We start from the raw sequence: 14,887 nt of genomic DNA on the forward strand, positions 1-14,887 counted from the left end.
CCAGGTTACCTTTACTGTATATTAAAATAAATAAAGGTGCATCGTTTCTGTTTCAGAAGCGGCACACCTTTCGTCTTTGCTTAATCCCTTTTTAGTTAAAATACCCATTCAGAGTACCCACATCAATTGCATATAATAAGCATCACGGTTTGGAAACCCTTCTTCCCTGATAAAAAGAAAATATTTTGAAAATACTTAGCTAGTTTTTTCATTGTTCTGCTTTCAAATACTTCTTCTTCACTCCACCCCGCACAATAACATACAAAATAAGGGGACAGCATGAGCTGATTTTGAATAAATTCAATAAAAATGCGTTCCTCCTGATTGGTTTCCAACTCATGGAGTTCTGAAATATCCGGTCGATATTGAAATGTATCATGGAGCGTGTTTTGTAAAGAGTTTTTTTGCCCTTTGCCCAAAAAGAATTTAATAAACGGGTTTAAACGATCTTCCTTATGCAATTCTTGATAGACATTATAGATTTTCCCCATTGTACTCGCACTTGATAAAGTAATTTGAACATGGGCCTTTCCTTTTTTATAAGCGACCCGCAAGGAATCGAAGATAGAAAGCAGTCTAAATATGATCTTATCACTTAGTTGAACTGCTTCATTATTGAAATAGTGTAGCTCTCCAATATACTTTGGCTGGTTACTCGCATCTGTATCATACATTGTATAAAACTGACACAATGCAAATTGTACTTCCACGTTGGATAAAATAACTTCTTCGACATCCTGACTTTCAAACGGAAATTCGTTTAAAGTCACTCCGCTTTCCAAAATTCTTCTAACCAATACGTTATTGTTTTCGATGAAATAAACTTCTTGTTGCAATACTTCTTCCTGATCCGGATTTACTTGAGGAATATGGAGTGAATTGCTATTCACTTTAAAAAGAGGTTTTTCAATCATACAGTAGGCTCCTTTGAAAAAAGACTATTGACGCATGTTAATATTTGGAGGAAAATTGAGCTTGGATTACAAATTTCGAATTATTTGTATGAAGGGTGGTTATGCCTTGGAACATACACCTACGATTTTAGCGGAACTGGAGGATTATTTGCAGCGAAATGATATAACGCTGGCACAATTTGCAGAACATTCTGGTGTTCATCAAAGAACACTCAATAATTGGATTCTTAAGCATCGTCCAGTCGCTATACATCAGTTGGATCGAATCACACGGGCAATGGAATTACCAGAGGGCTATTTTTACGACCGATACATAGAACATTACATCATCGAACGTTCCTCGGATTGGCGGCGAATTGAACCGGTATTGTTTCGCTGTGTGGAACTGGACAAGCTGGAAGCGATTCAGCGTATAGTAGGGAATATTATGGATAACCTGCTCTATTCCCCGAAGCTGTTTGATACGGCAGAAACATTATTCGCACAAGGTCGACATGCTGCCGCGTTGTTGCTCTATGAGGGGGTTGCGGAAGCAGAGAAGTACCAGCACTCTGAACGTTTGGCCATTTGTCAATATCGCATATTCACGATTCAGGTTGGGGACGATCAGAATCGAAATCTCAAGGCAGCTACCCGATTTGAACCTTTTTTCGAACGTCTGGATGAGATAGAACAGCTAGATGCGTTAAAAGATTTGGCAAACGTATATCGTTCTTTGTAAGAATGGGACATGCTTTATGAAACGGCTCGAAAAATGAGAGATAAAGCGAAAATACAATACTCTATAAAACATCAGCAGAGGAAGCAAAAGCGCGAGGAGCCTAATAAGAGGTTGAGTCGTCCTATGTTTGTGTACATCACCTATGCCGATCTACTGTGTGCGAGTGTCTGTGAAGCCCGAGGCGATTATGAGCAGGCATTACAATTCACATACGCCTACGCCGATTTAGATTGGGTCATAGAGACGGACGAGGATACTCAATATTGGGTTAGCCTGTACCAACATTGGGCAGAAGGTAATACCTATGTGAATAAGCTTCATTCTGGAGATACAAGTGTGCTCCCAAATTATGTTGAATATATAACAGCAACACCAATCACTGACGAAAACGAAAAGTTCTCAAAGCTGTTGAACGTTATAATAGCGGCCAATAAATATCAGCTAGATATCGATGATGTCTTATCACGTTTTGAACCGGATATTAATTCTTTTTATGAACAGTCTCCAACTGCTGATATGTACACTTATCAAGTAGTACCAGGACATACAACACTTTTTGAATATGAATTAGCTAAATATTACTTAAATGGGGGTAGGTATTTACTTGGCTTTAATTACCTGCTTGACGTTTTAGCAAAATCATTAGTCATTAATAAAGAAACCTTCTTTATTAGGTGCGTAAGATTATTTGAGCAATTTAAAGAATTTGCAGATGTTCAAGCTCATGCAAAATATGAAATTTTAGTTAAAAAAGGGAAGAAATATAAACTTTTCTATTATTGATCGTCTCAACTGTATAACCTGGATAGTCTATAGAAATTGAAAATCAACAGAGTGCTTCTGGAGAGATCAGAAGCACTTTGTTTGTCATACAATCTAAACTCGAAAAATGATACACAAAAACGGAGTAGTCGGAATGGTGCTGTACAAGCGAAGCGGTCGCTTTTGTCCCCGGATTTTTACCCTAATCATGGGTCTAATTCAAGAAATCCGGGGGCGGTGGCGATGGGAAGCATCATCCGGCTGCGTAGTGGCACGATAAGAAACTTTTTAGTTCAGCTTATATAGGAACATCATTCTACAATCCAAAAATCGTCTTTTTATTCTAAATTATGACATAGAGGAGGGGATCACGCTGATGAATCAAGGTGTGACTTTACTTCGTGTCGAGCGAGCTAGGAGGAAACTGTACCAAGTCCAGAAAAAGTATGGATTTTTAACACATCCTAAAGTGATTGAACAATCCAAGAAGTTAGATGAACTGTTAAATCATTACCAAACATGCAAATCAGAATCTTAAGCTTATGAATGTATTACATACTGCAACATCCTACGATTATAAAAACCAGGTGTGGAGGTCATGAGGTTGAATCATCGAAATCCTGTAACCCCTTTTGGATGGGAGATCAAACAAAAACTGATCGAGAAAAGAATGGATCAGAAAACGTTTTGCACTACATATCAAATTCCGGCTTCGAGATTGTCCAATCTCATTCATGGGACACGCAAGGCCAAAAGATATAGAAAAAAAGTATCCGAATTACTCGGAATTGAAGAATAATATATTTAGCTATTTTTGAAACGGCTTTGTCTGAACGTTTCTTTAATAGAAAATGAAAACTCCCCACTCATCTGTGTTCTTCCATCTATTGAATTTTGTACATTTTGTACGACTTGGAGTCAGCTCCAAGTCGAGTGGACCTTGCAAGTAAAACAGTACAGTTTTACTTGCAAGGAGTTTATGGTTTTAGCGTTCTGCCCTTAAAGAGAATATACGCCAGCTCATGTTTAATAATTTTATTATTCTCTATTGTTTTCACATAATCTATGTCATCTTCGCGAGTTACAATTTCATCCTTATCTATACTGGGTCTTTTACGATTTCTATTTTCCCCGGCCGTGCTATTGTCAGAAAAAATAAATGTAGTATTTAAGTCTTCAATACCCTCACTAATCTTTTTCCCTGTCACGTTCTTAGCTGTGATTGAGAGATGAATCTTTTCTCCTAGAATCAATTTGTACGATAACAAATGGAATGCATTTTCATTATCAACCTGTTCTTTAAAATGATCCAAATCTTCTACATTCTCCATCATAGGTGTCTTCAATAATTCCTTCCCAGAGAGGGAATACAGTTTATTTTGCTGATCCCATTCCTGATGTATATTTAACTGCTTAGTTAGTACCCCTAAAGGAACAAACATCGAATTTTTATACAGTACCGGGACGGTATCCATTACGGACGGGATTGAGTCAGTAACAATCTCGGTAGAGTTCATCTTAAACTCAACCTTGTGTGTTTTAAACTTAATCGTGGCTGTATTAGAAGTAGGGTCAAAAGTAGTTTGTCCTCCCAACAAATCATTAATGGATCTCAAAGGCACCATATAGCGATTGTTCTTATCAATATAAGGGGCTTTGGGAGTTGTGAACAAGATATAGTAATTGTTAATCTTCAAAAATTGAGTGCTTGGAGCTATACTCTGAGCTGACATTTTTCCTGTATAGGGTTGAGAAAAGCAAAAAAACAATACGCCTATAAGTATAATCCTAAACAACATCTTTCCCACAAAATCTCCTCCTTAAAAGAGAGGGGCGAAGCAGCCCCTCACAAAATTCAATCTAAAAATATACTATCTGTTTCCTCTCCTCCATGTACGTAATTAACTACGACTTTACTCCGTGGCATAGAACAATAATCATAGGTTTGACTGTTTCGCCAAGGGATATTATCTTCAGAATCTTTACCAATATAGGATGTAGCCCAACGAACTTTTCTGATATAAGAACCATCGTTATAGTCTTGTCGATCTTGTATCTGGCCTATACTTGTCGTTCTTTTGATAAGGTTACCATTACCAGTAGCCGTCCAACCTGGGGCCGGCTCAACATAGCTTCTACTTATCTTTTCACCGTCTGCATAACCTGTTACAGTCAAGGCAATGTTACCGTCAGAAGGAACATAAAATTTCATTTGTACTTCCTGATCAGGCTCAAAGCGTGGCTTAAAAGTATAAGGTTTCTTTACACCTTCAATGAGCATAAAAGGAGCCCAGTCATTATAAATTGTACTATGCTGCAAACCAACATCAACCGCCATATTGGTGTTACTCCAACCACCCATATAGATAAATCCTGTGCTTCCATTATAACCATTATTATTATCACGAATCTCTCTAGCACTTGGTAAATGAACTCGTGTACTAGCCCATGCAAACCCTACATGTGACCATACCGAACGATACGGCCCGTTTCTCAGGTCTCGGCATTCAGGGAAGCTCGCGGAGTTAGTGCTAAAATCCATTGGTGTTAATGAGTGATTTCCCATACACGCTGGTTTAGGCTGTAACACGGGTAAAGTATATAACTGCCCCGTTGAATCTTTATACCTATTATTTTTATACGTAGTATCAGTTACCGATGTGAGGGATGAATTCGAGTTCTTATACGTAACCTGACTCACTGGTTCCAGGGGAATAACTTCCTGCCTTAAACTTTCCTTATTTACCAGCACTTTGCCCGTTTCATCTATGTATGTAACGTTTTCTCTGTCTTCGGGGTCCAGCGAGTTGATGATATCGCTCAAAATAGCATTGTCTGATTTAGTCATCGACGGATTGATTAACTGTTCATTTTGGAGTGATTCTGCACCTACTGAACAAGTTAGCGATAACGAAAGCATGCTTACAACAATCCATGAATAAACACTCTTGAACTTCAAAGTTCATTCATCTCCCTAAATTTTTTGTATTCAAAATTACATAAAAGCCACTAACATCCTTTTTTTTACATTTACATAACAAATCTATTATGTACAAAACTATACATTAAATCAAGACTATATGTTTTACCGTTTTACAAAAACAATATTAAGCCATTAAAAAAAGCGAACTTTAGGGAAGAAAGGCATTTTGTGAGAATGGAAGTACGCTTCGAGGTTAGTGGTTCGAGTGCATTCTACCAGCGGTGGATGGTTCTTTAATAGTCATTGTTTTATTTTCTTCAACCAAAATTTATTTGAATAAATTTTGTATTAATTTTCCATTATACCCGCTAATAATTTCATATGAAACAATGCTATTTTTAGGATTGGCTGAATTGTATTTATAAATTACTATATTTTTCTCTCCTAAAATGATTAATCCAAGTTTTCTTTCTTGTTTTGATCTTATAGTGATCCAGTACGAGTCGGACGAGGGGGGACTCGAATTGGATTTTTTTAGCTGTATTTGTGAAAATTCATTTATTATTTGATGAATTTCTTTAGGATCTGACACAGTTATCTTTCTTTCGTTTGTAGGATTATCATCTGATTTAATGATCTCAATTGTATCAATTTCTTCCAAATTTACTTGCCCCAAAGCCGCCTCTTTAAAGGTTATAGCCGTTTTAGATGCAAAAATGACTCCTGCAACAACTATTACTACAAAAATTATTATGAAACTTAGAACGTATTTTTTTGTATTTTCATAAAGTCCTCCTTATAAAATCAATTCCGCCCTTTTTTAGGATCTCTTTAAAAGTTATGCCGCTGTAAATCAGGAAAGAGGATTCTCCGATGAAAAAGCGACTTATGCCGCCATGTTTCTTGTGAGATAAATAAAAATAGGATAATTCCGAATGAGATCATAAGTATAATCAGTTCTACAATCGAATCGGTTATAATACTGGTCCTATGATTATTCTGGTATTTTTCGTACATCGTCCGACCAATCAAACGGATGGCGTATGCACCCATCAACCAATCATAAATATAATGGGGGGGATTATTATATACAATTCGCACTGTTAAGGTAGCCAAGAAAATTATCAAAATAAGAAAAATTGGATTCTTCAGCTTCTTCAGCATAGTTTTCTCCCCTCACTCCATTTACAATTATTATACAATATCAGTGTGCAGATCGTTGGAAGCCTTCACGAATATACGCGCGAAAAAGGAAGGAGTTGTTAAGTATGACTACTGCTCTGATTATAGTAATAGTGGGTATCATTTTTTTCGTCGCGCTTTTTACTTTTTTGCTTATTGCTATCAAAAGGTGGATCAAAAAATAGATAGTCTGCACCTTGCAGACGACTCTTATATGGGTCCCGCCGACCTTTGGGCTCTTATCATGTGACCTTAACTGGGTATTTACCATATAGTATTATTGTCTACACATCAAAACCAGACAGGGAGTGTTTATGTTGTATAATACAGCTTTTTATCGTGATATGTACATGTCTAACGATCCTAATCAACTTGCTGGTCAAAATTTTGTAAAGGCGGAGCATTTTGAACGGATGAAAATGGCTAATGCGAACAATCCAGTGTTGTTTTTTCAGTTTGCCGAACAAGAGTATTATCACAAAGCTCTTGCTCACCGTTATCAAGGAATTGCTCATGCTGCTGAGAGGTAGCTAATTCATTTTAAGTGAAAATCGAAAATAGATTGGGCAGTGGGAAGCGACTACTCCGCCTCCCATTTTTGCTTTATCTAAAAAGTATCAGATCATCTGGAGACAACAGCGACTGGAGCAACGATCCGTTTGAACACAAATACAAGGGGCATTCCCAGTAGCCATTTTATAGTTTTTGGGACACCCCCGGGGATTTGATGCTCAACACTACCTTTTTCTTCATTTCCTCGACAGCAGTCCGAATCTGCTCTGCCTGCGTCACGGCTGAAATCACCGCTACACCGTCGGCACCCGCACGTACCACTTCCTCTACACGATCCACCGTAATGCCCCCAATCCCGACGATCGGCACATCCATTCCTGCTTTGCGCAGCTCATGCAATATGATCGGACCCTGCACGGCGTTGGCATCATCCTTGGAGATGGTTGGATAGATCGGCCCCACGCCGAGATAGTCTGCACCTTGCAGGATGGCGCGGCGGGCTTCCTCAATCGTATGAGCGGAAACGCCGAGCATCCGGTTTCCGATCCGCTCGCGGACGGAAGCAGCCGATTCATCGTCCTGACCGATGTGAACGCCGTCGGCGTCGAGCTCAAGAGCCAGCTCGACATCGTCGTTCACGATGAAGGGAACCCCTACACGGCGGCACTGGTCTTGTAGCCGACGTGCCAGTTCAAGCCTGGGGGCGCCTGTTAACGCACCACGGCCCTTTTCGCGGAACTGGACCATGGTTGCGCCGCCGGCCAGAGCCTGCTGCACGACCCAGCCTGGTTCCGCGAGGCAATTCACGCTTCCAAGCACCAGGTACATCTGGAGATGGCGGCGCACCGTCTCTGACAACATTCTGCTGCTCATAGAAGCATCTCCTGACGACGGCGGAAGGCCCAATGGTTGGTGGGGCCATGTCCCTGTCCAAGCTGCAAAGGTTCCTCAATCGCCGCCTGGATGAAGGCTTTACCACTCGAGATAGCCTCCGATACAGATCTTCCTTTTGCTAATTCGGCGGTGATCGCTGCCGAGAAGGTACACCCTGTTCCGTGTGTATGGACAGTCCGCACCCGCTTGCCGCCCAGTTCGGTAAAGGCGGTTCCGTCAAAGAGCAGGTCAACAATCTGTCGGCTGTTCTCGCTCTCGTCAGCATGGCCGCCCTTGATCACGACGAATTTTGGGCCCATATTGCTAATATGTCTCGCAGCCTCCCGGCGATCCTCCATCGTACGGATGCTGATCCCTGTCAGGGCTTCCGCTTCCGGGATATTCGGTGTAACAACCAGGGCCAAGGGGAGCAGGTCTTCCTGCAAAGCCTGCATCGCTTCTGGCTGCAGCAGTGCTGCACCTCCCTTGGCAATCATCACGGGATCGACGACGACCTTCTCCCAGCCGAACCTTCGAATCTGCTCGCTCACAAGACGGATGATGCCTGCATCAAACAGCATGCCAGTCTTCAGGGCATCTACGCCAAGGTCTGATCCTACCGCTTCAATCTGCTCGGCTGCCGCCTCTTGTGGCAGTGGATATACTCCGTGCACTCCCAGCGTATTCTGTACGGTAACTGCCGTAATTGCCGACATGCCGTATACGCCAAGCTCCTGGAAGGTTTTGAGATCGGCCTGAATCCCGGCCCCGCCACCGCTGTCCGAACCGGCAATCGTCAGTGCTCTAGCTACACGAACGTCTGTCATCGCTTACCACCTGCTGTGGTTGTTCCAGCTTCACGAATCGATACATGCCCCTCCAGCGAGCCCGTATGCAGCTTGGCAAGCTCATCGAGAAAGGCAATCTGGAAGCTGCCGGGTCCCTGATCTGCTGTACGCGCGGCGGCTCGGGAAGCGGCTGCACCGTAAAATGCCAAGCCTGCTGTTCCTGCGAGCAGCAAATTAGGCTCAACGGCGGCAAAAGCGCCCAGCACAGAGGTCAGCAGGCAGCCTGCTCCGGTTACCTTCGTAAGCAGCGCGTCTCCGCCGTTAATCACTCGTACTTCGACCCCATCGGTGATGACGTCCTCTTTTCCAGTGATGACAACGATGGTATTGAGCGCCCGCGCAGCTCGAACTGCCAGCTCGACATGACTGCTGCTCGGGCTGTCACCAGCATCGACGCCTTTAATCTCGCGGGCCTCTCCGATAAGATGGGCGACTTCGGCCGCATTGCCCCGCACCATTGAGATGTTGACTTCACTCAGGATTCGCAGTGCTGACTCGGTTCTAAAGCGAGTCGCTCCCGCACCGACCGGATCCAGCAGAACCGGAACGCCATGTGCATTCGCCGATTGTCCGGCAATGACCATGGCATCGACCAGATCGCGGTTCAGTGTACCGATGTTTAAGACGACGGCACCTGCTATTTTGGCCATATCCGCTACTTCCTCGGGGGCATAAGCCATCACCGGCGAAGCACCCAGCGCATATAAGCCGTTGGCTGTAAAGTTGGTGACCACCACATTGGTCATATTGTGAACGAGGGGGTTGCTGCTGTGTACCTTTGTCAGAAGCTCCGAACAATCCTTTTCCCATTTCAGCATATCGATGTTCCTCTCATATATTAGATTTTCAATTTGCGACAAGGCTTGTAGTCCGATGTAAAAGGGGTCTGGATCGGCCATTCTTCCTGCTTATAAGCCATATCCCAGAACATATATTCCAGCTGGCAACTTAGCATAAAATGCTCAATCATCCGTTCCCGTTCGGCAGCCGTTGCACCTTCCGCCCAAGCATCCACACGGGCTTGATATTTGGCGGTTACATCTCCAACCTGGTTTCCATAGAAACAAATCCATTCATAGAAAGGGTGGGACTCGTCGGGCTTTACCTCATCCAGCAGCCTGCGACCAATCTCCAGATACGTCCATGGACACGGCAGCAGCACGGCCATGAGCTCGCCCAGACTGCCTTCATGTGCGACCGTTAGCATGTGACGGATATAATGATGAGCCGACGGAGCGAGCGGATACCCCTGCAACTCTTCATAGGTCACACCTGCGACAGCACAGAAATTTTGATGGGGATGAACCTCGCTGCGGAGGATAAAAGAGATCTGTTCATTAAATACAGCCATGTCCTCCCGGCTCGTGCATTTGGAGATCGCGATGCCGTATATCCGTATGTAGGCGTTCAAATATTCAAAGTCCTGTTTTACATAGTGAATCAGCTGTTCCCTTGTCAAACTCCCTTCAGCAATACCTCTCACAAAGGGATGCTCAAAAATCGCTTGAAAAACGCTATCCGCCTGCCGACGGAGCTCTTGTGTAAAGCTCATTTCCCCACCTCCACCAAAATGAAGAGCAGGAAGTCCCGTAAGAATACAGTTCCGGAACAACGCTAAAAAGCCGCCCCGAAAACTGGAGCGGCTTCATCATAGGTCCATGCGCAAAAAGCAAGGGACCTTATATACGAAGGCTCCACTTTCCTACGCTAGTACGAACTAGATCAGGTTCAAAGGGTCCAAGATACGTTCTTGTCTCAGCCATAAGCGGCTCCCCTAGTGGACTTCCTATTCTTTTGACTATTACTGTACATTCGTTCATACATTATGTCAAACCGTTATCCATTCGCCCTGCGGCTGGTTGTGCTTGACCTGGTTACATCAATAGCGAAATCAGCACAGGAAGTGTAACGAGAGATATGACAGCACTGATGACAAAGGAGGAGGCTGTTTCTGATTCCAGACTTTCAAAACGGGTAGCGATCATAGCAGCGACTGCTGAACCCGGGAAGGAAACGAGCAGAACCGCCTTAACGGTATCGGCAGACGACAGACCGCACAGATAGGCAATCAGCAGCATTAATAATGGCTGCACGATCGTTTTTAACAGTGCGATGGCAAAGGCACTTACGCTAAAACTAATGTTGCGTACGCCAATGGTCACACCGACCGCGAATAAAGCAGCCCCGGACGTAATGTCTCCGATTTGATTAAGCGATTTGCTTAACAAATCGGGCGATTGGAAGCCGAACAAGGTCAAAATCACACCAACCAGCGGCACCAGCGCCAGCGGTTCCTTTAAGCCGTGAAGAATGGAGTCCCAGATCAGCCTTCCGAGGGGACCCTTCCGTTCCTTGCCTGAATTCCGGCTGGCTACGGTAGCTATAATGGTAGCCGCCGGGTCAAGGACGGCATTGACTACGATTCCGGTAAGGGCAATCGGAATGGCCACGGCTGAGGAGCCGTAGATGGCTCCGAGCACGGGAATACCCATAAAAGCAAAGGTCGGCTGTGCCGAGTTCAAAGCGAACATGGCGGCATCCTTCATCGACTGCTTCCTCGCAAAGCGGGACAGCAGAAGGAGAGCGACAAAAAAGCCGACAATGCCAATGAACAGAGCCAGCAGGAATGTCCATTGCTCAATGAGCGCTCTCCTGTTCGTTGTTGTAATGCCGATGAATAGATGTGCAGGCAGCGCAAATCTGGTAACGAGCGCATTCAGGGCTTTGGAGGAAGAGGCATCGAAGCTTTTGTTATGCCCCGCTAACCATCCCAAAATAATAACGAAAAAAATCGGCACCAAAATATAAAGGATATGTCCGACACTCATAGATCGATTCTCCTTGCTTGAACTGACGTATCCTGCCTGTCTGAACAGGCATTCCCGTCCCTAATTGAAGCATTAGTGAGGGTGATGGATTGCACTTTCCACGGCTTTGACCTGCACATATTCCGGTTTCCACATCGCATCCCGAATGGCTTGCTCAACATTTGAAATGTGTGCCTGTGCTACCTGATCCTGAATTGCGGCCTTCGCCACCGCAACCGCAACCGCAAACGAGACATCACGTAATTTTCGGATATGGGGCAGCAGCGCACCGCCAGGTTCATTCGAATCTACGCCATTGGCAACGGCTTCTGCTGCGGCTGAAAACATGGCGGGGGTGATCCTTTTGGCTTTGACCACAATCGCACCCAGGCCAAGTCCCGGGAAAACAAAGGCATTGTTCGCCTGTCCAATCTCAAATTTCGTACCGTTATAGGTGACGGGCTCAAAGGGACTTCCGGTAGCGATCAATGCTTTGCCGTCGGTCCACCGTATCAAATCCTCGGGTACCGCTTCGGCAAGGTTTGTAGGATTGGACATGGGCATGATGATCGGGCGTTCTACATGCTTGGCCATTTCCTTGATAATCTCTTCTGAAAAGGCACCCGCTACACCAGACGTTCCGATCAATAGAGTAGGCTTCACCTGACGGATAACCTCAAGCAGCGGTATTTTTCCGTCATCAGACCGTGTCCATGAGCTGACTTCTTCTTTTTTACGTACATACGGCTTCTGATAATCCAGGACATCTTCCATATCGTCCGTTAACAGCCCACGGTAATCAAAAGCCCAAAATGGCTTAAATGAATCCTCCTCCGAAAGGCCATCCGCGATCATGGCTCCCCGAATTTGGTCAGCGTTGCCGATTCCTGCTGCCCCCGGACCGAAGACAAGTACTTTTTGCTCACGCAGCGGAATCTTGGTGACACCTACCGCCGAAAGAATCGCAGCCAGGGTTACCGCTCCTGTGCCTTGAATGTCATCGTTAAAGGTGAGAATGCTTTGACCGTATTTGCCTATAATATGGCGTGCGTTCACGCTGCCCACATCTTCCCAATGCAAAAGCGCCTTCGGAAATTGTGTTAACGTTTTGCTGATAAAAGTATCAATAAACTGGTTGTAGGCTTCTCCGCGAACCCGCTTATGGCGGTTTCCGATGTACAGCGGATCATTCAGCAGCTTTTCATTATTCGTGCCCACATCCAGTACAATCGGCAGTACCCGCCCGGGATGAATGCCTGCCGCAGCTGTGTACACAGCAAGCTTGCCAATAGCGATGTTAATTCCCCCGACACCCCAGTCACCGATCCCCAAAATACTTTCGGAATCCGTTACGACGATCAGATCCACATCTTCTCCGTTCAAACCGGAATTATAAAACGCTTGTCCAATGCCGTTCGGGTCATCTATCGACAAATATACGCCTCCGGGACGGTTGTACTCGTGACTATATTCTTGAATGGCGGTTCCTACCGTAGGTGTGTAGACCACAGGCAGCATTTCACTCAAATGGTCGGTTAGCAGGCGATAGTAGAGTACGACATTTCGATTGTGAAGGTCATTGAGCGAAGCATTTTTACGCAGCATGGTGGGCTGTGCCAAAAACTGCTGATACGCCCGTACGCTCTGTTTTTCCAGTGAAAGGACGGTTGGAGGAAGGATTCCTTCCAGCCCCAGCTCTTTGCGTTCTTCTTCTGTAAAAGCGACACCTTTGTTCAAAAGGGGGTTCGCTAGCACATCCTTCCCCCGTAATGAAGTGGATAATGAGCCGTCCCGATTGACATAAAATGCTTCCATCAAACACCCTTCTTTCTCTTCGTATTAATAATTGTTCATTAGGGTTATTCATGACGAAAAATGTCATGCTGCCCATAGTATGGACGTGCCAAACTGTTTTATTCGTCTATTGTTATATGACAAAATAACCATAAATTTTTCTGTAATTGATTACAAAGAACCAATTATTAATTTTGAAAAAATACGATGAATTCATTGTTTTTGGTTCTTATGAATCAGGTCTTAATACTCTATTTTTACAAAATATAAAAATCATTTCTATTCCCCTTATATCCTTATGTATCACGGCATGTCAGGTGTTTTATGAAGAAATTATGAAGGATTTGCACATCGATTTAACGCCTCTAAGCAAACATTTTTAATTCTTTTTCAACAAAATAGAACTATTCGGAGGAAAAGGAGAGGTTTGTGTGGGGCCTATAGCCATTTTTAGCGATCATTACAGGGCTATTGATTATCCCAATGTGATTCATTTTTACCAATCTATACAATGCAGGGACCCTGAGGCAGCTTCAGTCTATGCAGACGCATGTTGTTGCCTGATCGATTACAGGGAACCGGAGGAAGCTGTGCGGATAGCCAATCAAATTCGTAGTCAATTTCCGCAAATGCCACTGCTAGTGTTAACGGATGTCACAGCTCCATTCAGTGATCAGCATATGGTGGAGATCACCGGAATAGGCCGTTTACGCCTGCTATTTTGGCAAGCCAATGACAACGAGGAAGTGCTGTCAGAAATACAAAGCTTGCTCTACCCTGAGTATTCAGCCAAAGGTCAACATATTGCCTTCATTCTGTCTGTATATAACGAGGAGCAACGTTTTGTACACGTCGAGGCATTTGCCAAACGCCTGCAAACTTTTATTCGCAGCCATCTTGTAGAAGGCTCCATTTATCTCATTGATGATGGCAGCCACGATAGCACGAATACCTTGATCAGAGCGCTGAAGGCAACAACGGATTTGTCCGTCAACCGGATTAATCAGAATCTTAGTCCTTTGCTTCAAACCAGGGAGTTGGGGCGCAATACCCGTAAGGCAGGAACGTATCTGGAAGGAATGCGAACCATCGGTGCGGATTACTACGTATTTGTGGACGCGGACGACTCCTTTTTTATTGAGGATATTGCCAGAATGATTAACGTGGTTCGACAGGGCTACTACGATGTCGTGATTGGAACCAAGGATATGACAGCCGAAAATCGCTCTTTACTACGATCGATCGTCAGCTTCGGCAAACGCATGGTTTCCCGCCCGTTTTTACCGACAGGTGTGGTGGATTCCCAAACAGGGCTTAAAGTCATGAGCTCTATGGCAGTGAAGCGGATGTTTCCGCATTTGAAGGAGCAGCTCGGACTGGCGCTGGATTTGGAAATGATGTTTATCGCCAAGCGACTCCAGCTTCGTGTGCTGCAACTACCCGTCAAATGTATTGACCGGGACGGGTCGCACATTGATGTCTTCAAGGATTCCATTCGTTTTCTACGTTCCATTATTGATATTTGGCGGCTGGATCGGCGGGTGAGATAA

14 protein-coding genes, 1 pseudogene and 1 riboswitch are annotated in these 14,887 nt (G+C 44.3%); of the genes and pseudogenes, 5 read left to right on the plus strand and 10 right to left on the minus strand.

The window, feature by feature from the left end:
* Positions 1–122: 122 nt before the first annotated feature.
* Positions 123–914 carry a hypothetical protein gene (locus B4V02_RS05605; RefSeq protein WP_094154048.1) on the minus strand — a complete coding sequence of 264 codons (792 nt, stop codon included), beginning with the start codon at positions 912–914 and terminating at the stop codon, positions 123–125.
* A 106-nt stretch (positions 915–1,020) separates the two neighbouring features.
* Between B4V02_RS05605 and B4V02_RS05610 the strand changes: the two are divergent.
* The 3 genes and pseudogenes from B4V02_RS05610 (at position 1,021) to B4V02_RS05620 (ending at position 3,196) form a co-directional block, all read left to right on the plus strand.
* Positions 1,021–2,418: pseudogene (locus tag B4V02_RS05610) on the plus strand (helix-turn-helix domain-containing protein).
* Positions 2,419–2,773: 355 nt separating this feature from the next.
* Entirely contained in the window at positions 2,774–2,935 is a 162-nt protein-coding gene (locus B4V02_RS05615) for an aspartyl-phosphate phosphatase Spo0E family protein (RefSeq protein ID WP_094154049.1), read from the plus strand.
* A 66-nt stretch (positions 2,936–3,001) separates the two neighbouring features.
* Positions 3,002–3,196, plus strand: a complete 195-nt coding sequence (locus B4V02_RS05620; RefSeq protein ID WP_094154050.1) for a Rha family transcriptional regulator — start codon at positions 3,002–3,004, stop codon at positions 3,194–3,196.
* Between the two features lie 178 nt (positions 3,197–3,374).
* Here the strand turns inward: B4V02_RS05620 and B4V02_RS05625 are convergent, their stop codons facing one another.
* The 3 genes from B4V02_RS05625 to B4V02_RS05635 all read right to left on the minus strand — a co-directional run bounded on the left by B4V02_RS05625 (position 3,375) and on the right by B4V02_RS05635 (position 5,996).
* On the minus strand, positions 3,375–4,196 hold the full coding sequence (locus B4V02_RS05625; protein WP_244188532.1) for a copper amine oxidase N-terminal domain-containing protein: 822 nt from the start codon (positions 4,194–4,196) through the stop codon (positions 3,375–3,377).
* 56 nt (positions 4,197–4,252) lie between these two features.
* Positions 4,253–5,356: a YrpD family protein gene (locus B4V02_RS05630; protein WP_094154052.1), complete on the minus strand. Its 1,104-nt coding sequence runs from the start codon at positions 5,354–5,356 to the stop codon at positions 4,253–4,255.
* Between the two features lie 292 nt (positions 5,357–5,648).
* Positions 5,649–5,996, minus strand: coding sequence for a DUF5301 domain-containing protein (locus B4V02_RS05635; RefSeq protein ID WP_094154053.1), 348 nt, complete (start codon positions 5,994–5,996; stop codon positions 5,649–5,651).
* An 820-nt stretch (positions 5,997–6,816) separates the two neighbouring features.
* Here B4V02_RS05635 and B4V02_RS05645 point away from each other — a divergent pair.
* Positions 6,817–7,032 (plus strand): hypothetical protein, encoded by a 216-nt coding sequence (locus tag B4V02_RS05645; protein WP_007431771.1) that lies wholly within the window; start codon positions 6,817–6,819, stop codon positions 7,030–7,032.
* Positions 7,033–7,198: 166 nt separating this feature from the next.
* Here B4V02_RS05645 and thiE read toward each other — a convergent pair whose 3' ends face one another.
* The 6 genes from thiE to B4V02_RS05675 form a co-directional block, all read right to left on the minus strand.
* Positions 7,199–7,888, minus strand: coding sequence for a thiamine phosphate synthase (gene thiE / locus B4V02_RS05650; protein WP_094154054.1), 690 nt, complete (start codon positions 7,886–7,888; stop codon positions 7,199–7,201).
* On the minus strand, positions 7,885–8,715 hold the full coding sequence (thiD, locus tag B4V02_RS05655) for a bifunctional hydroxymethylpyrimidine kinase/phosphomethylpyrimidine kinase (RefSeq protein ID WP_094154055.1): 831 nt from the start codon (positions 8,713–8,715) through the stop codon (positions 7,885–7,887). The genes thiE and thiD overlap by 4 nt, the downstream gene beginning before the upstream one ends.
* Positions 8,712–9,554 carry a hydroxyethylthiazole kinase gene (thiM, locus tag B4V02_RS05660; protein ID WP_094154056.1) on the minus strand — a complete coding sequence of 281 codons (843 nt, stop codon included), beginning with the start codon at positions 9,552–9,554 and terminating at the stop codon, positions 8,712–8,714. Before thiM ends, thiD begins: the two co-directional genes overlap by 4 nt.
* Before the next feature lie 20 nt (positions 9,555–9,574).
* Positions 9,575–10,288 carry a thiaminase II gene (gene tenA, locus B4V02_RS05665; RefSeq protein WP_094154057.1) on the minus strand — a complete coding sequence of 238 codons (714 nt, stop codon included), beginning with the start codon at positions 10,286–10,288 and terminating at the stop codon, positions 9,575–9,577.
* Between the two features lie 130 nt (positions 10,289–10,418).
* A riboswitch (TPP riboswitch) is annotated at positions 10,419–10,522 on the minus strand.
* An 88-nt stretch (positions 10,523–10,610) separates the two neighbouring features.
* Positions 10,611–11,564: an AEC family transporter gene (locus B4V02_RS05670; protein WP_094154058.1), complete on the minus strand. Its 954-nt coding sequence runs from the start codon at positions 11,562–11,564 to the stop codon at positions 10,611–10,613.
* A gap of 72 nt (positions 11,565–11,636) precedes the next feature.
* Entirely contained in the window at positions 11,637–13,358 is a 1,722-nt protein-coding gene (locus B4V02_RS05675) for an NAD-dependent malic enzyme (RefSeq protein WP_094154059.1), read from the minus strand.
* Positions 13,359–13,768: 410 nt separating this feature from the next.
* Between B4V02_RS05675 and B4V02_RS05680 the strand changes: the two genes are divergently transcribed.
* On the plus strand, positions 13,769–14,887 hold the full coding sequence (locus tag B4V02_RS05680; RefSeq protein WP_094154060.1) for a glycosyltransferase family 2 protein: 1,119 nt from the start codon (positions 13,769–13,771) through the stop codon (positions 14,885–14,887).

Origin of the sequence: Paenibacillus kribbensis (assembly GCF_002240415.1) — a bacterium.
In the GTDB taxonomy this organism is placed as follows: Bacteria; Bacillota; Bacilli; order Paenibacillales; family Paenibacillaceae; genus Paenibacillus; species Paenibacillus kribbensis.